At 37.7% G+C, this 21,110-nt stretch carries 22 protein-coding genes and 1 pseudogene; 4 read left to right on the forward strand and 19 right to left on the reverse strand.

From position 1 onward, the window contains the following. Window positions 1-3 precede the first annotated feature (3 nt). The 15 genes from DR017_RS11830 to DR017_RS11900 form a co-directional block, all read right to left on the reverse strand. Complete coding sequence (locus DR017_RS11830; protein ID WP_040361647.1) at window positions 4-1,545, reverse strand: sensor histidine kinase; 1,542 nt, start codon at window positions 1,543-1,545, stop codon at window positions 4-6. Window positions 1,546-1,729: 184 nt separating this feature from the next. Further along, complete coding sequence (ruvB, locus tag DR017_RS11835; RefSeq protein ID WP_002681066.1) at window positions 1,730-2,755, reverse strand: Holliday junction branch migration DNA helicase RuvB; 1,026 nt, start codon at window positions 2,753-2,755, stop codon at window positions 1,730-1,732. Window positions 2,756-2,779: 24 nt separating this feature from the next. Further along, entirely contained in the window at window positions 2,780-4,012 is a 1,233-nt protein-coding gene (locus tag DR017_RS11840; RefSeq protein WP_002681090.1) for a pseudouridine synthase, read from the reverse strand. Between the two features lie 41 nt (window positions 4,013-4,053). Beyond that, window positions 4,054-4,917: an ATP synthase F1 subunit gamma gene (gene atpG / locus DR017_RS11845; protein ID WP_002681023.1), complete on the reverse strand. Its 864-nt coding sequence runs from the start codon at window positions 4,915-4,917 to the stop codon at window positions 4,054-4,056. A 66-nt stretch (window positions 4,918-4,983) separates the two neighbouring features. Then, window positions 4,984-5,661, reverse strand: a complete 678-nt coding sequence (locus tag DR017_RS11850; protein WP_002681071.1) for a DUF2625 domain-containing protein — start codon at window positions 5,659-5,661, stop codon at window positions 4,984-4,986. A gap of 4 nt (window positions 5,662-5,665) precedes the next feature. Next, window positions 5,666-7,246: a F0F1 ATP synthase subunit alpha gene (gene atpA / locus DR017_RS11855; protein WP_002681075.1), complete on the reverse strand. Its 1,581-nt coding sequence runs from the start codon at window positions 7,244-7,246 to the stop codon at window positions 5,666-5,668. 81 nt (window positions 7,247-7,327) lie between these two features. Beyond that, entirely contained in the window at window positions 7,328-7,876 is a 549-nt protein-coding gene (gene atpH / locus DR017_RS11860; RefSeq protein ID WP_002681092.1) for an ATP synthase F1 subunit delta, read from the reverse strand. A 9-nt stretch (window positions 7,877-7,885) separates the two neighbouring features. Beyond that, window positions 7,886-8,377 (reverse strand): F0F1 ATP synthase subunit B, encoded by a 492-nt coding sequence (locus tag DR017_RS11865; RefSeq protein WP_002681103.1) that lies wholly within the window; start codon window positions 8,375-8,377, stop codon window positions 7,886-7,888. 85 nt (window positions 8,378-8,462) lie between these two features. Beyond that, window positions 8,463-8,660, reverse strand: a complete 198-nt coding sequence (gene atpE, locus DR017_RS11870) for an ATP synthase F0 subunit C (protein ID WP_002681043.1) — start codon at window positions 8,658-8,660, stop codon at window positions 8,463-8,465. 51 nt (window positions 8,661-8,711) lie between these two features. After that, window positions 8,712-9,779: a F0F1 ATP synthase subunit A gene (atpB, locus tag DR017_RS11875; protein WP_002681038.1), complete on the reverse strand. Its 1,068-nt coding sequence runs from the start codon at window positions 9,777-9,779 to the stop codon at window positions 8,712-8,714. 151 nt (window positions 9,780-9,930) lie between these two features. Beyond that, window positions 9,931-10,449, reverse strand: a complete 519-nt coding sequence (locus DR017_RS11880) for an adenine phosphoribosyltransferase (RefSeq protein WP_002680989.1) — start codon at window positions 10,447-10,449, stop codon at window positions 9,931-9,933. Window positions 10,450-10,457: 8 nt separating this feature from the next. Next, a complete protein-coding gene (ctlX, locus tag DR017_RS11885; RefSeq protein WP_040361644.1) occupies window positions 10,458-11,393 on the reverse strand; it encodes a citrulline utilization hydrolase CtlX in 936 nt (311 codons plus the stop codon). 64 nt (window positions 11,394-11,457) lie between these two features. After that, on the reverse strand, window positions 11,458-12,018 hold the full coding sequence (gene mobA / locus DR017_RS11890) for a molybdenum cofactor guanylyltransferase (RefSeq protein ID WP_002681004.1): 561 nt from the start codon (window positions 12,016-12,018) through the stop codon (window positions 11,458-11,460). Beyond that, complete coding sequence (locus DR017_RS11895) at window positions 11,984-12,331, reverse strand: winged helix-turn-helix domain-containing protein (RefSeq protein WP_002680990.1); 348 nt, start codon at window positions 12,329-12,331, stop codon at window positions 11,984-11,986. Before DR017_RS11895 ends, mobA begins: the two co-directional genes overlap by 35 nt. Then, window positions 12,319-13,503, reverse strand: a complete 1,185-nt coding sequence (locus tag DR017_RS11900; RefSeq protein ID WP_002681101.1) for a molybdopterin molybdotransferase MoeA — start codon at window positions 13,501-13,503, stop codon at window positions 12,319-12,321. The genes DR017_RS11895 and DR017_RS11900 overlap by 13 nt, the downstream gene beginning before the upstream one ends. A gap of 200 nt (window positions 13,504-13,703) precedes the next feature. Between DR017_RS11900 and DR017_RS11905 the strand changes: the two genes are divergently transcribed. The 4 genes from DR017_RS11905 to DR017_RS11920 all read left to right on the forward strand — a co-directional run bounded on the left by DR017_RS11905 (window position 13,704) and on the right by DR017_RS11920 (window position 18,057). Continuing rightward, a complete protein-coding gene (locus DR017_RS11905) occupies window positions 13,704-15,776 on the forward strand; it encodes a TonB-dependent receptor plug domain-containing protein (protein WP_002681069.1) in 2,073 nt (690 codons plus the stop codon). 91 nt (window positions 15,777-15,867) lie between these two features. Beyond that, complete coding sequence (locus tag DR017_RS11910; protein ID WP_002681028.1) at window positions 15,868-16,410, forward strand: hypothetical protein; 543 nt, start codon at window positions 15,868-15,870, stop codon at window positions 16,408-16,410. 334 nt (window positions 16,411-16,744) lie between these two features. After that, window positions 16,745-17,821: an ABC transporter substrate-binding protein gene (locus DR017_RS11915; RefSeq protein WP_002681073.1), complete on the forward strand. Its 1,077-nt coding sequence runs from the start codon at window positions 16,745-16,747 to the stop codon at window positions 17,819-17,821. Between the two features lie 2 nt (window positions 17,822-17,823). Next, entirely contained in the window at window positions 17,824-18,057 is a 234-nt protein-coding gene (locus tag DR017_RS11920) for a MoaD/ThiS family protein (RefSeq protein WP_002680999.1), read from the forward strand. A gap of 31 nt (window positions 18,058-18,088) precedes the next feature. Here the strand turns inward: DR017_RS11920 and moaCB are convergent, their stop codons facing one another. The 4 genes and pseudogenes from moaCB to DR017_RS11940 all read right to left on the reverse strand — a co-directional run bounded on the left by moaCB (window position 18,089) and on the right by DR017_RS11940 (window position 21,091). Beyond that, complete coding sequence (gene moaCB / locus DR017_RS11925; protein WP_002681030.1) at window positions 18,089-18,994, reverse strand: bifunctional molybdenum cofactor biosynthesis protein MoaC/MoaB; 906 nt, start codon at window positions 18,992-18,994, stop codon at window positions 18,089-18,091. Window positions 18,995-19,026: 32 nt separating this feature from the next. Continuing rightward, window positions 19,027-19,455, reverse strand: coding sequence for a molybdenum cofactor biosynthesis protein MoaE (locus DR017_RS11930; RefSeq protein WP_002681006.1), 429 nt, complete (start codon window positions 19,453-19,455; stop codon window positions 19,027-19,029). Window positions 19,456-19,486: 31 nt separating this feature from the next. Further along, window positions 19,487-19,987 (reverse strand): annotated as a pseudogene (locus DR017_RS11935) (IS1595 family transposase); the annotation flags it as partial. A gap of 126 nt (window positions 19,988-20,113) precedes the next feature. Next, window positions 20,114-21,091 (reverse strand): hypothetical protein, encoded by a 978-nt coding sequence (locus DR017_RS11940; protein ID WP_232034020.1) that lies wholly within the window; start codon window positions 21,089-21,091, stop codon window positions 20,114-20,116. Window positions 21,092-21,110: the final 19 nt, after the last annotated feature.

The raw sequence follows: 21,110 nt of genomic DNA on the forward strand, positions 1-21,110 counted from the left end.
TACTTATATGACGGGCAGCTTAATGAAAAAAGTAGATCCTTTACCTTTATCACTTTCTACATAAATAGTTCCTTGATGGTATTCCACAATGCTCTTTACATAAGCAAGTCCTAATCCGTGCCCTTTTACGTTGTGTAAATCACCTGTATGTTCTCTATAGAATTTATCGAAAATATATTTGGCAGCTTGTTTGCTCATTCCTTGACCTTTATCCTTGATGCGGATGAGGATTCTATTTTTAATGTTCTCTGTGTAAATGTCTATTTCAGGGGCTTCGGGTGAATACTTGATGGCGTTTTCTATTACATTTACAAAAATATTGGTGAGATGTGATTCGTTAGCCGATATGTCGCTATTACTTGCTAAAAAGTGAGTGTGTATCACTCCACCACGTTCATTAATCATCACTTGCACGTGACTGATAGCACTTGTAATAAGGTCGTGTACATCTAAAGGTTCTCTTTCTAATTGTAAACTACCTTTTTCAAGACGTGATATTTGCAAGATGTTTTCTACTTGGGCAAGCATTCGTTTGTTCTCTTGTTTGAGAATTTTTACGTAATGCATAACCTTATCAGGATTGTTTATAGCCATAGGACTCTTGAGCGTATCAAGTACTAAATTCATTGTAGCGATAGGCGTTTTGAACTCGTGAGTCATATTGTTGATAAAGTCTGTTTTTATTTCTGAAATGCGGCGCTGTGTAATTAGTTGGTTTAAAGTAATGATAAATACCGCAATAATTATGAGCATAAAAACAGTAGAAAGACTTGCTATCTCTATAATTGATGACAATACAAAACGCTCTCGTTGTGGAAATATAACAGCTAATTCATAAAAAGAATCGTCGTTGCTATTAGCTCCAAAAAGAGGGGTTCTGTATTCTTTGGTCTCATTAGGTTCAAAGTACTTAGAATGTACTTTTGAAAGTACGTTTTTATTGTATATAGCAAACTCAAAATGTAATTTGAGATCACTTTTGTCTAATTTTTTTTCAATGAGTTTTTGAATCTGAGGGAGTGATACTCGCTCGCTTATAGATTGTTGGCGAATAATACTCTTAAACGATTCTTCAATCATCAAGCGCTCTATTTCAGGCAATTCACTTAGTTTTTCATAAGCTTTTACTAAATATGAATTGGCGTCTAATTCTTCGGTGTTTAAAATACCTCCTAAATCATTATTAGATGAATAAGTAGATGTTATGGGTAGTTCATAATCTTCATCTAAAACCCCGTGATTGTAAGCAAAAGTTTCTCTATTATCTTTGTTGTTTTGTATAAAAATAAAGTCGTGCAAAAGAGGATCTCTAAGTTTGAGAGTGCTGTCATTTTCTCTTAAAAAAATGATTTGAGCTACATATTTATCTACTTCATCTTGCTCAATTTTTTTTACTACATTGTTGAGAACCTGCCGAATAGAGTAAGTAAAAGCCTCTTCTTTATCATCAATAGCCATCTTAATCCAATATCCTTGAATGAAGATAATTCCAACAAGAGATAAACTTGTGAGGACTAAAGCTACTATGTATAAACGTCTATTCATCGCGCAAAGTTAATACAAAATATTAAAAAAACAATAATAAGTCTTAAAAAAACTTTTATCTTAAGGCAAAAAGTTTCGAAATTCTAAGTAAATAAAAAGAGAAACCTTTAAAATCTATAAAAAAATCCTTAAAGCGTAATGTTACTTTAAGGAATTTTTTGTTAATTGTATATGTTTATTTCGTTTATTCAAAAAGCGTTCCCTGTTTTGCAGGATGTACTTTTCCTAAGTGTTTATAAGCTAACTCAGTTACTTCACGTCCGCGAGGGGTGCGTACAATGAAACCTTCTTGAATGAGGAAGGGTTCATACACCTCTTCAATAGTTTCGGCACTTTCGGATACGGCAGTTGCTAAAGTAGTAATCCCCACGGGGCCTCCTTTGAACTTATCAATAAGGGTTGAGAGGATTTTGTTGTCCATCTCGTCTAATCCGTGTGCATCTACATTTAAGGCTTTTAGTCCGAAGCGGGTAATAGCAATGTCTATTTCACCGTTGCCTTTTATTTGCGCAAAGTCGCGAATACGGCGTAAAAGGGCATTGGCAATACGTGGAGTACCTCTACTTCTGCTAGCTAATTCTATAGCAGCTTCCATAGAAATCGGTACTTTAAGGATAGAAGCACTACGCTGAACGATATCAGCTAAAAGCTCGGTAGAATAATACTGCAATCGACTTTGAATACCAAAACGTGCACGCATAGGAGCTGTAAGTAGCCCTGAACGGGTAGTTGCTCCTATAAGTGTAAAGGGATTGAGGTTAATTTGTACAGTACGGGCATTGGGTCCTGACTCTATCATTATGTCAATCTTGTAGTCCTCCATAGCTGAGTATAGATACTCTTCGACTACTGGACTCAAGCGGTGTATTTCGTCGATAAAAAGTACATCGCGCTCTTGCAAATTAGTGAGTAATCCAGCTAAATCACCAGGTTTATCAAGTACAGGACCTGAAGTAATTTTGATGCCTACGCCTAATTCGTTAGCCAGAATATGAGCGAGCGTAGTCTTTCCAAGCCCTGGAGGCCCGTGAAAAAGTGTATGATCAAGGGCTTCGTGGCGCATATTAGCAGCTTTTACGAATACTTTTAGATTTTCTAAAACTGCTTCTTGCCCCGCAAAATCATCAAACGACAAAGGGCGCAAGGCTCTTTCTATATCGAGTTCTTGCGCCGAATAATTTTCTTTATTTGGATCTAAGTTTTTATTCAAGCCTTTAAGATTTAGGAGATAGCATCACTTCATATTGCGAAGATTGATTACTTCTTGCTGAGTGAGACGACGCCAATGACCACGAGGTAAATCTTTTTTAGTGAGCCCAGCAAATACTACGCGATCGAGTTTTTCTACTTGATAGCCTAAGTGTTCAAAAATACGGCGTACAATACGATTGCGACCGCTATGGATTTTAATACCTATTTCATTTTTAGGTTTATCGTTTACATAGCTGATTTCATCTACTTCAATAAAACCGTCTTCTAACTCTAAACCATCTTGAATCTTCATAAAATCTTTGTAGTCGAGTTTACGGTCGAGGATTACGTGGTATATTTTGCGCACACCGTGAGTGGGGTGGGTGAGTTTTTTGGTAAGTTCACCATCATTGGTGAGCAATAACAAACCTGTAGTAGCTCTGTCTAAACGACCTACAGGCAAGATACGTGCACTGGTAGCATTTGCCACCAAATCCATCACAGTTTTGCGTCCTTTTTCATCGTTGGTAGTGGTGATGAAGCCTTTGGGCTTATTGAGCAAGATGTATTCTTTCTTTTCAGAAGAAAGGAGTTTACCATCGAAACGCACTTCATCGGTAGGTTTTACACGATAACCAAGCGTAGTCATCACTTCACCATTCACAGTTACATTACCTGATGAAATATACATATCGGCATTACGGCGAGAGCATATACCAGCATCAGCAATATATTTGTTCAAACGTACTTCAGCTGGAGTAACAGTAGGATAGTCTATAGGAGCGTTGTTTTGAGGCTTGTAGGTATTGTTGTAAGGTTTCTTGTTGAAAGGTTTTTTATAATTATCGTTTTGCTTATAACCTTCATTGCGGTTATAACTTTCGTTACGATTGTAGCCTTCGTTACGGTTATAGTTGTTAGGTTTACTATATCCCTCATTCTTTTTGAAATTAGGATTATATGATTTTCTGTTTTCTGAGTTATAACCATTGTTACTATTGTTGTAACGATTGCCACCGTTATTTTCATAACGATTACCGCTATTGTTATCATAGCGGTTGCTGTTATCATAGCGGTTGCTGTTGTCATAGCGGTTTCCACTGTTGTTGTAACTGCGTCCTTCGTTCTGTCCGTAAGTTTTCTTTTTGAATGAACTATTGCTGTTGTTGCGATTGTTACCGCTGTTGTAAGAAGAATTGTAAGGCTTTTTCTCTGAATTCCCATTAGAGGAATAGCTATTCTTCTTGTAGTTGTTGTTAAATTTTTTGTTTTCCATATAAAATTAAATCTCTCTATTATGTATCCCAATGTATTACATTATGCTAAGGCCTCTGAACCTCCTACGATTTCTATAATCTCACCAGTAATAGTAGCCTGACGGGCTTTGTTGTAGGTGAGAATAAGTTCATTCTTAAGATCTTGAGCGTTGTCGGTAGCCTTGTGCATAGCTGTCATACGAGCACCGTGCTCAGCAGCTACTGAGTCGCGTAATGCTTTAAAAATTTCTGTTTTTAGCGAACGTGGGATGAGTTCTTCTACAATTTCTTGCTTAGAAGGCTCATAAATATAATCTGTGTTTAGTTCTTTAGCTTTTGATTTAGTAGCTATAGGTTGAATAGGCAAGAAAGTTTCTTCTGTAAGGATTTGAGTAGCTGCATTCTTAAAGCTGTTGTACACCAATACTATTTGGTCATATTTCCCCGAAGTGTATAATTCCATCAGTTCTTCGGCTAAAGTTGCTGCTGTCGCAAAGGTGAGCTTATCAAAAATTTCGCTATTATGAGCTATAATATTGTCGTATTTTTTCAATACATCATTGCCTTTTTTGCCTATGGTATAGAGTTGTACTTGTTTACCTTTGTAGGTGGTTTGCTCTAACTCTAACACCTTTTTTATCACACTGGCATTGAATGCCCCGCAAAGACCTCTGTTGGAAGTAATAGGTACTAAAAGTACTTTTTTTATCTCTCCTTTGCGTGGGTTATAAACGTTCTCATCACCCAAGGCAGCGCTAAGGTGTTCTAACAACTGCTTGAGTTTATAAGCATAAGGTTTCATCGCTAGAATAGCATCTTGTGCCTTTTTCAATTTGGCTGCTGATACCATTTTCATCGCTGCTGTGATTTGCATCGTTGAACTTACTGATGAAATTCTGCTACGTATTTCTTTTAAATTTGCCATTTTATTAGGTAAGAGGTAAGAGGTAAGAGGTAAGCCCTATATACCACATTTACCACTAGTCATTAACTATTTTTTATTTAATTGTGTTTGAAATTCGATTGTAAGAGCATAACTCTCTTCTATAGGAACTAACTTTCTACTGTTGTTTTCAAGGTCTTTACCTTCTTTTGTCCAAAGTGGAGGAAAGAACGAAAAAACTTCATCGGCATTAGCTTGAGCCACTTCTTCTTTACAACTATTCCAATAAGAACCTTCATAGAACATTTTGAGGTCGCCAGCAAAAGCCCAATTAAGGAAATCGGAATAGGTGCAATCCATATCTTCCCACTGCAATGTGTCAGGGGCTAAATAGAATATTTTGCCTAAACTTTCTTCACTGAGCCCACCACCATTAATAGCAAAATACCCACCGAGTACATCGTCTGCAATGAGGAGGAAACGAGGTTGTTTGCCATAATTATCGAATGATTTACCTTTGTTCCATTCCATTATACCTCTTTGCAATCTTTCGCAACCAGAACCTAAGATCCGTATCCAACCACCATCAATGAGAATACCACCTGTTTCGTAGATGATTGCGCCCATAGGAGAACGGGTAGTTATCTGCGCTCTTACCAATTCTTCCTCAGCACGTTTGATATTGCGAGGGAGTATTTCATAAGGATTGGTAGCCTGTTGCAACCATTCTTGCACTAAGTCCCAGCCAGGCTCTTCGGTATTAATGAGCTCTTTTAAGGTTTTCATTCAATTATTTTGCGTATTTTTCGCTCAAATCTTTAGCTACTTTTTCGAGAGTAACTGTAATCTCATCAGTAAGTTTTCCTGCTTTGAGCTGGTCTAAAATATCACGATGAGATACATTCAGGAACTCTAAATATTCTTTTTCGAACTCTTTTACTTTATTTACAGGAACTTGACGCAACAAGTTCTTAGATCCTGCATAGATAATTGCAATTTGACTTTCTACAGGGTAAGGGTCGTTTTGTGGTTGTTTTAAGATTTCCACATTGCGTTTTCCTTTTTCGATAACCCCCATAGTAGCTGCATCGAGGTCAGATCCGAATTTGGCAAAGGCTTCAAGTTCACGGTATTGGGCTTGATCTAATTTGAGCGTACCTGCAACCTTTTTCATTGATTTAATCTGAGCTGAACCGCCCACACGAGATACTGAAATACCTACATTGATAGCAGGGCGTACCCCAGAGTTGAATAAGTCAGATTCCAAGAATATCTGTCCGTCGGTAATAGAAATTACGTTAGTAGGGATATAAGCTGATACGTCACCCGCTTGTGTTTCAATAATAGGTAAGGCAGTGAGTGATCCCCCACCTTTTACGAGTGGAGCAATACTTTCGGGTAAGTCATTCATCTGGCGTGCAATAGTATCATCACCTATTACTTTGGCAGCGCGTTCTAACAGACGAGAGTGCAAGTAGAATACGTCACCAGGGTAAGCCTCACGTCCAGGTGGGCGGCGTAACAAGAGTGATACCTCACGGTAAGCCACCGCTTGTTTAGAAAGGTCGTCGTAGATGATAAGAGCTGGGCGACCTGTATCGCGGAAGTACTCGCCAATAGCAGCCCCTGCAAAAGGTGCATATACCTGCATAGGAGCAGGATCGGAAGCGTTAGCCGCCACGATAGTAGTATAAGCTAAAGCCCCAGCATCTTCTAAGGTTTTGGTAATTCCTGCTACGGTAGAAGCCTTCTGACCGATAGCTACATAGATACAATACACTGGATTGCCTGCATCGTAGAACTCTTTTTGGTTGAGGATGGTATCGATACACACGGTAGTTTTTCCCGTTTGACGGTCGCCGATTACCAACTCACGTTGCCCACGACCGATAGGAATCATCGCGTCGATTGCTTTGATACCCGTTTGCAAAGGTTCGTTAACCGGCTGACGGAAGATAACACCAGGGGCTTTGCGTTCCAAGGGCATTTCGTATAGTTTGCCAGTAATAGGGCCTTTACCATCAATGGGTTGCCCTAAGGTGTTTACCACACGACCTACGATGCCTTCGCCTACATTGATAGAGGCGATGAGCCCCGTGCGTTTTACAGTATCCCCTTCTTTAATATCGGTTGACGGTCCTAAGAGGGTAATCCCCACGTTGTCTTCTTCGAGGTTGAGGACAATCCCTTGTAGTCCGTTGTCAAATTTCACTAATTCACCATATTGCGCATTCGATAGTCCGAAGATACGCGCAATACCATCGCCCACTTGTAGTACGGTACCTACTTCTTCGAGAGAAGCATTGGCATCGAAGTGCGCTAGTTGTTCTTTTAAAATTGCTGAAATTTCAGCGGCTTTTATTTCTGCCATTTTTTCAGGTTTTATTTCTTAGTCGTTAGTTTTTTATCGTTTTTGTTGAAAATCTCAAACTTGGAAACGTTCCTCTATTATTTACAAAAATAATTTTTCTTGAAACTCTTGTTTCAATCGGTTGAGTTTGTGTGCTACACTGGCGTTGTATTGCACATCACCTACACGGAGGATAAAACCTCCTATGATATTCTTATCAACCTTATTTTCAAGGGTAACATTGTTGTTTTTTGTGAGTATCATCACTTTTTGAAGCATCTCTTTACGAGTAGACTCGTCAAGAGGGGTAGCTGTAGTTACTACAGCTGTTTTCTGATTTTTATAGATGTTATACTGCACAACAAATTTTTCGGCTACTACCCCAAGTATTGGCAAACGTCCATTATGGATAAGCAACTCAAATAATCGCTGAGTTTCAGGGGTAACCATTGTAAAGATTTTGGAGAGTACATTCTTTTTTACCGTTGTTTTTACAATAGGTGAAATGAGCATACGTTCCAAATCCTTATGAGATTTTATTGTTTTGTCTATCAAGGTCATATCAGCGAATACAGCCTCCAAAGCATTTTGTTGTAAGGCGTATTCTAAGAGTGCCTTGGCATATCTATTTGCTACTCTCGATCCGTACATAACCTATTTTTAGTTTAACGTAACACTTTTTAAATAATCGTTGATGAGGGCGTGTTGTTTTTTCTCGTCGGAAAGTTCGCTCATCATCACTTTTTGTGCCATTTCAATAGAAAGAGCTGCTACTTGGTCTTTAAGTTGAGCTAAAGCCACTTTCTTCTCACTTTCAATTGCTTGTTGAGCTTGCTGGATGAGTTTTACACCTTCACGATGGGCTTCTTCTTTGGCTTCACTTACAATCTTATCTTTGATATCTCTTGCTTCTTTTAAGATAACATCTCTTTCAGTGCGTGCTTCGGCTAAAAGACGCTCGTTATCGGCTTTGAGGTTTGCCATTTGTTTTTGAGCTTCTTCAGCAGCTTCCAAAGCCTTGTTGATAGAGTCTTCGCGTTGTTTTACGGCATTCATTATGGGCTTCCAAGCATATTTTGCTAAGAGGAAGAGCAAGATGAGAAAGATAATGGTATTCCAGAATAATAAACTTTCAGGATGTGATAAATTCATTGTATTTAATTATTAGGTGTTAGGTGTCAGGTGTTAATAAAGAACCGTTGTGCAACCAACCGTTACACAACGGTTTTTTTCAGTACTATTTGAGGAAAGCTACAACAATACCGAAGAGGGCTGCCCCTTCGATAAGAGCTGCTGCAATCAACATCATAGTTTGAATTTTAGAAGCGACTTCGGGTTGGCGTGCTACACCTTCTACGGCAGAAGCACCGATTTTACCAATACCGATTCCGGCTCCGATGGCTGCTAATCCAGCCCCAATTCCTGCTAAAGACATAGGAGTCATATTTATAAAAATTAATTAGTTACTTTTGTTAGGTTTTAGAGATTAGTGAGTTTCTTCTACAGCTTGCCCTATGAATAGTGCGGAAAGTAATGTAAATACATAGGCTTGCAATACAGCTACTAATAACTCTAACATTTGCATAAACACTGTAAAGGCAACCGATACAGGGGCTATTGCTACTGATTTGAATATGAATATCAGTGATATCAAACTTAGGGCGATGATGTGACCTGCCGTCATATTGGCGAACAAACGTATCATCAAGGCGAAAGGTTTGGTAAATACACTCAATATTTCGATAGGTATCATAATAGGTAATATCCACGAGGGTACCCCAGGTGGAGCAAAAATATGTTGCCAATAGTGTTTGTTGCTACTAAATAAGGTAAGGATAAGTGTAAAAAGAGCTAACATACCCGTAAAGAGAATGTTGTTGGTTACAGTGCCTGCAAAAGGGAAGAAAGGTATAAGTCCGAAGAGATTTCCTACCCAAATGAGGAAAAATACTGTAAGCAAATAAGGCATATATCTATTGTAGTACTTTTCGCCTATATTAGGAATAGCTATTTCGTCGCGCACAAAGATTACAATAGGTTCTAAGAGACCTGCTAAACCTTTTGGTGCTTTAGGATTCTTTTTATATGAACGCGCTACTGCAATGAAAGTGAACAATAATAGTATTGATATTAACATCAATGAAACGACATTCTTAGTAATAGAAAAGTTCAGAGGGCGAGCATTGGTTACATCACCTTGAGCATTAAGTGTAAGAGGTGTATCAGCATTGGCGTAGTAGATATCTTCTTTGTAACGCACAAAGCGCTGTCCATTTTTTTCAACTACAACAATTCCTTTGTTATCGTGATGAAAGGCACTTGATAAGAAAGTTACCAATCCGCTATCTGTATAAAGAATCACGGGCAAGGGCAGTGAATAAGCGTGCCCTTTGTAATCAAATAAGTGGAAATCGTGAGAATCACCAATGTGCTCATCGATTAATTCATTGATATTAAACTCTTCAATCCCCTTATTTTCAGTTGCAAAACCTTGTAGAGGTATTAGTGAGATTACAAATAAAGTGATATATAGAACGTAATTCTTTACTTTCATTACTTGTTTTGTTTTTATTCGCGCAAATGTAGGATTTTTTATTTAAGTGGCGAAATTTTTTAGTATATTTTTATTTTAAAAAAGTTTAAATGGCTGATAGTTAGCATTTAACGTTTCTAATAACTAATGCCTAATTTCTAACTCTCGATTCTTATAAAATGCTATATACTTCATGACCTTTTAGTTTTTCTCTACCATTGAGAAAGTGAAGTTCCATCAAAAAGTCAAGTTGAATAATATCTCCCCCGAGGCGTTCTACGAGTTTTATCACAGCTTCGGCAGTACCACCAGTAGCGAGGATATCGTCGTGAATAAGTACTTTTTCACCTTTAGAGATGGCATCTTCGTGGATTTCAAGCACATCTTGACCATATTCTAAATCGTAAGTTTGAGAAAGCGTTTTGTAAGGCAATTTACCTTTTTTTCGCACAGGAACAAATCCAGCTCCTAAGCGTTGTGCGAGAAGCATTCCGAAAAAGAAACCACGGCTTTCCATTCCTACTACTTTGTCAATTTTCTGTCCGTGTAGGTTTTCAACAAGCAGGTCGATAACGTATTGTCCTGCTTTTACATCCATTAATAAAGGAGTAATATCTTTGAAAATAATACCTTCCTTAGGGAAATCTTTAATGTCTCTAATTTTACTTTGAATATATTCTTTTTTGTCCATTGTTATAATTACTTGTTACTCGGATTAAACACTTCAGCCATCATACATCTTGCACTACCTCCACCACAAGTTTCAATAGTTTCTAAATTGCTGTGAAGTATTTGGGTGTGTTTTTCTATTGTTTGTATCTGTTGAGGGGTAAGGGCATTATAGGCAGCATCACTCATTACTAAGTAAGTGCTGTTTTTTCCTTGTACTTGTAGCATATTGCCCGCGTACTGGCACATCTGTTCTGGAGTGATGTTGATAACCTCTTTTTTATCTTCTTTAAGGTGATGCAAGAGATTTTTGCGTTCGCTTTTATCGGTAATAGTATCTAAGCATACTACTGCGAAATCTACGCCTAATGCCATCATCACATTGGTATGGTAAATAGGTAATTGCTCATTATTTACCTGCTGATAGGCTTTGAAAATCACTGGAGTATATTCAAAATCTTCACAGAATTCAATAAAGAGTTCTTCATCGGCGCGAGGAGAGAGCGCACAATAGGCTTTGCGATTTACTCTATCGAGTATCATAGCGCCTGTACCTTCTAAGAAAATGTTTTCTTTCTCGGCATCGGTATAGTCGTATACGTTTTCGATATCAAAACCTTCAGCTTCTACCTTGTCCAAAATATCCTCACGGCGTTCACGGCGGCGATTTTCGGCAAACATAGGGTAGATAGCTATATCACCATTTTGGTGGAAGGTAATCCAATTGTTTGGAAAAACCGAATCGGGAGTATTTTGTTCATAAATATCGTCTACAACAATCACTTTTACCCCTACGGTACGCAATTTTTCTACAAGAACATCAAACTCTTGTTGGGCTTGGCGGTTGATTTCGTCGTTCTTCAAATCCATTTCCTCTTGGAAATAGTTGTTTACAACGGTTTGTTCATTCATACGGAAGCGCACAGGGCGCACCATTAACACAGTATTGGTAATTTGTTTTTTCATCAGTAAACAGAGGTTAGCAATCAAAGGTACAAAAGTAAGTATAATTTGTTGATTAGCCAATGAGTTAATTAGAAAATGTTTGTATTTTTAAATCTTCGGGAGTATTGAGGTTTGTAAAATATCTTTTTGTATTAGGATGTACTGGATAGGCGATTTTTTGAGCGTTGAGAGCAGTTAGCACTTTCTGCAATTGCAGTATATCATTCTCTATAAACGTCTTAAGAGCTGAGGCTACATTATATGGGTAAATTCCTAAAGTAGGAAATATTTGTCCGTTGAACTCAAGTACACTGATGCGTGTAGGATCATAATTAAGCAGTAGAAAATGAAGTATATAAGTATTTATAAAAGGCATATCACAAGGGCACACCAATATATCATCCTTACAATACTCCAAAGCACTGTAGATACCACCTAAGGGTCCTTTCTCGGGATAAACATCAGCGATTTGAGGATAAGGGAAACTGTTGTAAGCTCCTTTTTTACCTGATATATACACTTTGCTATTCACTTCTTGCAAGATGTTAGTAATGTGTAATAAGAGAGGTTTTTCATTAAAGAGAATTAGGGCTTTGTCTTGCCCCATTCGGCTACTTTTCCCCCCCGCTAATACGACTGCTTTCATCTTCAGAAAATTCTTTAAAGCACTTATTAATTTTTTTGAATAAGGCGACGATTCTTTTCCCTTCTTCTGTAAGTATACTTCTACCTCCGTCTTTACCTCCTACTTCTTTGATTACCAAACTCTCTTTAGCATTAGTGTTCATATCCTTAATCATTCCCCACGCGCGGCGATAAGGGATTTCAAGTTTACGTGCCGCTTCGGAAATAGAACCTGAATTTTCTATTTCTTCTAATAATTTAGCTCTGCCTTCGCCTATACGTAAGCCAGAAGCGGTTTGAAACCAAATATGTCCATTGATAGTTATATTCTCCATATTTTTACTTTTTCGTCTTGAGTGAATGAAGCTTTTCCTGCTGGGAACTCTATGATACAATTCGTTAGAGGAAGAGTGTCTAATTTATGTGATTCTTGAGAGTGTAACACCATTACTTTAGCTTTATCTACATAGGCTTTAAGATACTGAGTGAACTCAGCCTTTGCACGCGGATAATCGTGGGTGATGGTTGCATAATCCATTTCTTTGCGGAAGTTATTTCTACCGTAACAGCCTAATAAAAAAGGTTTTACATATAAATGATAACACGTGAATACCGAAGCTGGATTACCAGGAAGCGCAAACACACTTTTAGTGCCATATTTGCCAAAATAAAGCGGTTTACCAGGTTTTTGTTGTACTTTATAGAAAAGTTCATCTACCCCAATATTTTGTAATGAAGATAAAACAAAGTCGTAATCACCTACTGATATCCCTCCTGTGAGTAACAAGATGTCTACTTGTTCTAAGGCTTCGGCAATAGCTTTTTGAGTATCAGATTGATTATCAGGAATATGTTTGATAAATTGGAACTGCAAGCCTATTTCAGCTAAAGCAGCTTGCAAAAAATAAGTATTAGAATTATATATTTTACCCTCGCTAAGAGGTTCGCCGATTTCTACTAATTCATCTCCCGTGTAGAGAAGTCCAATAGTAGGTTTAGCAAATATTTTCACGCGGTCAATTCCCATACTGCTTAAAAAACCTATTGTAGCGGCATTCAAGTATGTATGTTCGTGTAATACAAGGTCTCCCGTTTTGGTTTGTTCTCCTTCTAAACGGATATTTTGACCTTTTTTAAGGTGGTTTTTATCAAAGCGAATATGGTCTCCTTCGCGAGTTACTACCTCTTGCATTATCACAGTATCTACCCCTGCAGGAATTTTTGCCCCCGTAAAGATACGCACAGCCTCTCCAAAGCCTATATTTACAGACGAATTTTTGCCTGCAGCTACTTCTCCTACAATCTTGAAAGTATCGGTAGTGAGTGTATCAATATACCTAAAGGCATAACCATCCATTGCTGAATTAGAAAAAGAAGGTATATTTATAGGTGAAAACACGTGTTCAGCTAAGTATCCCCCTAAGGCGTCCATAAGAGGAACTTCTATAATATTTGTAGTTTCTATATGAGCTTCAATGAGGTCTTTGGCTTGATTTGTTGTAACCATCTTATTATAATTAGATAATAGTTGGCGGCAAAGGTAGTGTATAATTAGCAAATTAGCAAATTTAAAAAACTACTTTATTTGGTTAATTGAAAAACGATTACTACTTTTGCCCCCGAAAAGACAACTATATTTTTTTAGCTTTCGTTATGCTTTATAATACATAACGTTTTTATATTTAATAGCAAACTAACTATAAAGAAATGAAAAACAAATATTGGGCTTTTGCTTTAACTTTGCTTTCAGCAGCTGCTATTCAAGCTCAGGAAAAAGATTCTCTTCCTGAAAAATATTACGACCTTCAAGAGGTTACCATTTTAGGAAAACCGACTGAAAAAGTATCTGTAGTTCCTATACAAAAACTTAAAGCTACCGACCTTCAAAACAACAACAAAACCAATGTGGTAGAAGCGCTTAACTTGCTTACTGGCGTGAGTATCACTCAATTTGGTGCTCGTAATGAAGGTTCTATATTAGTGCGTGGGTTCGACAACCGTCGTACCCCTGTGTATTACGACGGTATTCCTATCTATGCTCCTTATGACGGTAATTTCGACCTCAGTCGCTTCCTTACTTACGACTTGGGAAGCATCTCTGTAGAGAAAGGATTAGTATCCGTAAAATATGGGGCTAACGCTATGGGAGGTGCTGTGAATATCGTATCGCGTACCCCTCAAAAAGAATTGGATATCAATGGTACTTCTGGTGTTGGTTTCGCCGATGGTGCTGGCGTAAACTCTTATTTCACTGGCTTGAATGTAGGTACACGCCAAGATAAATTCTACGCTATGGTATCGGGTTCCTTCAACAAACTAGAAAACTTCGTGCTCTCCAATAACTTCAATCCTACACAATACCAAGAAGCTGGCAAACGCCATAGCTCTGAGGCTTTCGACAAGAAGATAAACGCCAAAATAGGTTATACGCCAAATGAAACCGATGAATACGCTTTAGGTTTTGTAAACCAACAAGCTAATAAAAACATTTCTCCTAATGTATATACTGCAGGTAATAGCAGTTGGCGCGATTACCCTATCTACAACAAAACAAGTCTATACGCTAAAACAAAAACCAAAATAGCACGTGAGACTTTTATGAACTTCACTGGGTATTACGACAAATATTACAACGAAATGCGCCAGTATGACGATGATACCTATACTATTATGAACCGTAATTCTTCTTTCCGTAGTATTTACGACGATTATTCATTGGGTGGTATCCTCACTTTCAGTTCTAAAGCACTCAATCGCAACGCTATTACGCTTACTATCAACGAAAAATACGATCACCACAAAGAACACAATGCCGAAGTAGCTACCAATGCTCTCACTGGGCAAATGTTCAAAGCAGGAGAACCCGAACAGTCTTATAAAGATAATACCCTTTATGTAGGGTTAGAAGATGTTGTTACCCTCACCGATTGGCTCAATGTGGTAGTAGGAGCATCTTACAACCAACGCGAAAATATCTTAGCACAAGAGTACGGTACACACTACCTCACTGGCGCACGCAATACTTTATACGATTTTCCAACAGGTAGCGACAACGCTTTCGATTTCAAAGGCGGACTCGTATTTAAACCTCTCGAAAACCACCAAATTACCCTTTCAGCTTCTAAACGCTCTCGCTTTGCTTCTCAAAAAGAACGCTATTCAAGCAGGTTTGGCGGTCAAGTGCCTAACCCCGATTTAAAATCTGAATACACTATTGCTTACGACCTCAACTACACAGGTAAAGTCTTAGATAACAAATTGCAATACGAAGTTTCTGGCTTTATCAACGATGTAAGCAACGCTATCTACGAACTCACTGTAGGGGTAGACAATAGTGGCAGAAATATAATTTATAATACCAATCTGGGTAAAGCTCTCTACCAAGGTTTTGAAGCAGGTGTAGGATATGCTCCTATAAAATACCTCACTTTAGGGGCTAACTATAGCTTTATTGAAATGAAAGACAAAACCAAAAACAGCGATTTGAAATTCACTAATGTTCCTAAATACAAATTGGTAGGTTTTGCGACTATTTCAGTGCCCGAAATTAAAACTCAACTACACGTAAATACTGAAACTTACGGCAAACGTTATCTCAACAGCCAAGGTGATGAAGCCCCCGATTTTACTTTGGTAAATGCTAAACTCAATGTAAAACTTTACAAAGGATTAGACTTCAATTTTGGGGTGAATAACCTTTTAGACAGAGATTACTACTGGGCTTATGGCTGGCCACAAGCAGGTCGTAATTTTATCACAGGAGTATCCTATAACTTCTAAATTTTGTTTTTACTCTTAATAGAAATGCTTTGGTAGGGCATCTATCAAAGCATTTTTCCTAAGCAAACTCTTAAACACTATTATATATCAAATGAAAAGATTTTTTAAATACCTATCATTAGTGGCTGTTAGTATAGCCCTAACTACAGCTTGCGAAAAAACCGATGAAAATGCCTTGCCTAATCTTCCTCTCAAATTGAGTACTGATGAGGCAAATACCAAAAATGTAACCCTTACACTCGAAAAAGGAAAAACCTTCCCCGAGGCTACTAAAAAAGAAGATAATAAAGGTGGTGGCAAAGGTCAAGGTGGCAATAAACAAGGAGGTAAAGGACAAGGTGGTAACAAAGGAGGAGGTAAAGGCAATAAAGATGTAGCCCCTACAAGTATCACTATTGTTTCAGGTAGTAGTGATTATAGTATCAAATCTCTTAATGAATCGGTAGCTACTGCTTCACTCAAAAAAATGAGTGTAGAGATCAAAGCCATCGAAACAGGTACTACAACTATAGTAATAACCGATAATTACACCCAGCAAACTAAAGAAATAGGTGTAAAAGTAATCACAGCCAACAACAAAGGTAATAATGGTAACAACGGTGGCAACAAAGGCGGTGGTAAAAAGAAAAATTAATTAAATTCGGTTTGTAAATTTTACATCGCTACACTTTGCTAAAGTTGATTGCTCTTAAAAGTAAGCCTATTAGCAATCTATTTTTGTTTGACTATTAATAGGCTTTGTCTATATATGAATCAAGAGTTGAAAAATAATAATCACTGATTAACAGAATGTTATCGCTTTTGCATCGCATCTCCCCCTTTCGAGGCTTGTCGGCAATTGCTGAGTAAGTGAATTAGGGGGGGAGGTTTATAATCAACAAATTAATTTAACCCTTGATTGGTATTATATACGATTAAAGCATTTTTTTTCTATATTTGCACCTTTCAAACAAATTATCATTCATTAAATGAAGTATTTATTCCCTATACTCATCGCTTTCCTCCTTTCAGCTTGCGACAATACTCCTAAAAAGCAAGCTAATACAGCTGAAAAAGTAACTATCACCGATATGGCAGGGCGCAAAGTCTCTGTGCCTAAGCAGATAAACCATGCTTTTATTGACCGTTCATCAGTGCATCTCATCTATGCACTCGATACCTTGTTACCTGTCAATAGAGTCTTTAACTACAACGAATCAGAAAAGAAATACCTCAAAAAAGGCTTCTATGAAGGTAAACCTTATGTAACGGGTTCGCCTATCGAAGAAATTATAAAGCTACACCCCGATGTAATTCTCTTTACTGTTTCCTTGCAAAACGATACCGAGCGCGCCAAAGAAACTGAAAAAGCCAATGCACTCCAGCAGAAAACTAAAAATCCCGTAGTGCTTTTCAGTGGTGAATTCCAGCAATATACTGAGGCTATTAGCCTTTTAGGAACGCTCTTGCATAAAGAAGAAAAAGCTAAAGAGCTGAATGCTTTTATAGAAAAATATTGTTATTCTATTCCTAAAATAGTAGCTACCATCCCCGCGAATGAACGCAAAACTATCTACTATGCCGAGGGTATGAACGGACTGCAAACTGAGCCCCCTACCTCATTGCACAGCTACCTTATTAATTATACAGGTGGGAAGAATATCGCCGAGGTAGAACTCCTCCCTGGCAAAGGGAAAACTAATGTTTCTATCGAGCAGATATACAATTGGAATCCCGATATGATATTAGTATGGTCTGGTAATTTTGATGATTTGTACAGTTATAAAGCCATTCGCCAAGAGAAGATATGGCAACAATTGCGTGCCGTAAAAGAAAATCAAGTGTACCAAGTGCCTTGGCGTCCTTTTGGCTGGATCGACCGTCCCCCTGGGCTCGGTCGTGTGATGGGTAGTATATGGCTTGCAAGCCTTACCTATCCTAATTATTTCAAAGCCGATTTAGTGCCTATCACCCAAGAGTTCTTCAAGAAATTCTATCATTATGATATGGATTACATAGAAACCCGAGACATCATAAGCGCACAACCCTATATTACAAACAAATAACAATGATAACAATTCAAGTATTCGGTAAACTAACCGAAATCTTAGGTACCAATACCTACACCACCGACTTCACTAAAAAAACAGTAGCCGAACTAAAAGCCCAGCTACATACAGCCTTTCCTGCCCTCAGTACAATGACGTACTTTGTGGTGGTCAATAACCAAAAAGCCCCCGATGAGGCAACAATCCCCCCCGATGCTCAATTGGCACTATTACCACCCTATTCAGGAGGTTAATGTTTAATATCACTTCACCATTAATCATTAACTATTCGTGTCTCCCCCCCTTCAATACTTTAAAAATATGTAATACTGCAGGGAAAAGAGCATCCATCGACTCACTTGCACCTTTGGTAGATCCTGGAAGAGCTATCACCAAAGTATTGCCTATAGTCCCCGCCACACTGCGTGAAAGCATAGCATAAGGCGTACGGTCTTGTCCGTAATTTCGCAAAGTTTCTGCAATACCGTCGATTTCGCGGTCTAATAGTGGGCGTACAGCTTCTGGAGTAACATCGCGAGGTGAGAGCCCTGTACCTCCTGTGATAAGTACCAAAGAAGTACCCGCGTCTACCGCTTTTTTTATGTTACTTTGTATATCAGCTATTTCATCAGCGATAATAGTATAAGTAGCAGGAATGGCATAACGCTCTAAATGCGTTATAATTGCTTTGCCTGCTTTGTCTTCTTTCTTGCCCGCAAAAATACTGTCGGAGCATACAATCACTGCTGCGGTAAGTCCTTCAGCAGCCTCCTTGTAGTCTGTTTTGCCTCCTTTCTTCTCAACCAAACGGATATTGCGAATTTCAATTCCCTTGTCGATAGGTTTTAGCATATCATAGAGCGTAAGAGCTACTACCGAGGCGGCGTGCATCGCTTCCACTTCCACACCTGTTTTGTAGATAGTGTGTACTTCTACAAAAATATGAATTTCCAATTCCTTTACCTCAAAACTGATATGTGTATATTCAATGGGCAGTGGGTGGCAGTCAGGAATCATATCGCTAGTGCGTTTAGCAGCGAAAAGTCCCGCTGTTTTGCTCATTTCAAACACATTGCCTTTAGGCACTTGGTTATTTTTTATAGCAGCAATCGTCGCTTCCGAACTTACTGCCACCACTGCAGTCGCAATCGCTTGCCGCAGGGTATTACTTTTATGAGTAATGTTTACCACTTTATTAATTGTTAATTGTTAATTATTAATTGTTACTTGTTTTCCTTCCATTGATGCCCACCTTCTTCAAAGAGTTCTTTCCCAAAGATAGGCACTTCTTTCTTGATGCGGTCTACCATCTCATCACAAGCCTGTATAGCTGCCTTGCGATGGGGCGCTGAGGTAAAGACAAAAAAACACAATTCACCTGACTTTATCTCTCCAAGTGAATGGTGGATATGCGCACACGACAAACCGTATTTTACTATTATTTCCTCGCGTATCTCAGCAGCTTTCTCATTCGCCATTGCCTCATAAGCCGTAAACTCAATAGCCGACACCGTTTTGCCGTCTATCACATCAGCACGCACCTGACCTAAAAAGATGCTATGCCCACCAATCTGCGTTTTTACTTGATGTTTAGCAATACTCTCAGCCACAAGAGTAGGGGAGAGCGCCCCTTGTTTAAAGATATTTTTCATAATGATGATTTTTTTATTTTGAGGTGTCTATTTAGCTACATACTAATTGACTTTGGGAAACGGGAGAAGGTTCTACAATTCTTTTCATTAATTTGTTAAAGATAGTATCTTTATTTTGTGAACGATTAATTCTAAAACTATACTCAGCTAAATAGCGGTCTATATTAAACTCTGAAACCCAAGAATATATACCTCGTATCCAAGACTTTACTTGATGTATTACCTTATGTAATGTAGGAAAATTCTTCCCATCATTACTAGAAATTTGAGTTATATTAAAGTCTTTTATAGGTTTATATCCTTTCCACTGGTCAGTAGTAACTTGTGCTGTTTTACTAATATGTTTGTCAAATATTGTTCGTAATGATTTTGAGGAAAAATCAGGTATTTTTAGTGCGTAAAAGCGCTTTACTTTGCCTCGGTCAGTAAGTTCCATTGCACAAAGAACTTTCTTTTTCTTTGTGTCATAGCTTCTACCTTGTTTTCCTTCCTCTTTTCCTCCTATGGAAAATTCATCAAACTTGCACTCTCCCCAAGCTGTGGTAGCCAGTAGGAAGAGTTGCTGGTCAATGAAGGTCTCTAAGGTGGTCTTGGCAAGGTCGCGCTTCTCTATCAGTGCCTTGAAGTCTATGGGGGTTTTGTAGTAAGTGCCTTTCATTTATCTTATAACTTCTAATTCTTTTTTACCTTTTGGGCGATATAAATATATAGGGAAGATTCTTACTTTTTTTCTATTTTCCTCTTCATATCTTCCTACTAGTACAGGCTCTCCTTTACAACGAGGACATTTCATTGCTGTAAATAATAATGTGACTACTCTATCTTCACAATAATAAACCAACTCTTCATTATCAATTGAAGTCATATTAAAATTCTGTAGAGTTCCATCAAATGCAGCTGTATAAAATTTTGCAATATCCTTACTTTCTTTTTCTGTCATAAATAAAGCTTGAGCTACTTCTTTTTCTTTATATAAAATACTCTCTTCAAATTTATTTTCTTCTTTATTGATAATCATATTTCTAAGTTCATTAAACTTGTTTAGAACTTCTTTTTTTAGATTTAAGCTATCAGATAAATCAAATTTTTCTCCATCTTGCCATCCTTTTAATTGATATGGGACATTAGCCTGAAATGTTCCACAATATTCTACATAAGGTTTTCCCATATCTACAAATATATTTTTTCCTGTTTCTTTTTCTTTTTTTAGTGGAACTTCGAAATCTATCACAGGTGTAGAAATCTTTTCAATATCTCCATTATCTTTAAAACGAATAGCTTGTATTTTTAATTGGACTCTTGCCCCTCCTTCTATCATTTTTTGTGGAATTCCATTGATGTGTATAGGAAAAATTCTAATTTTCCAAGATTGTAAACCACTCTTTAAAATTTCTGTATTTATGGGGACACTTGCGCTTAAGGCACCATTTCCCAATCCATAATATCTCTCAATAGGGAAGCCATTAATTAGTATTTCAAAATTACAACCTCCTATAAAATACTCTGCTTGATAACTAATAGCTTGCTCATGATATTTAACTTCTTTATATAAATTTGCTATTTTTTCCATTTTTATTATTTCTTTACAACTTAAAAATGTTAAAATAATTATAGTTAATAAATGTATTTTTTTCATAAGTTATAATTTAAATTCA

Origin of the sequence: Capnocytophaga sputigena, assembly GCF_900446695.1 — a bacterium.
GTDB classification, from domain to species: domain Bacteria; phylum Bacteroidota; class Bacteroidia; order Flavobacteriales; family Flavobacteriaceae; genus Capnocytophaga; species Capnocytophaga sputigena.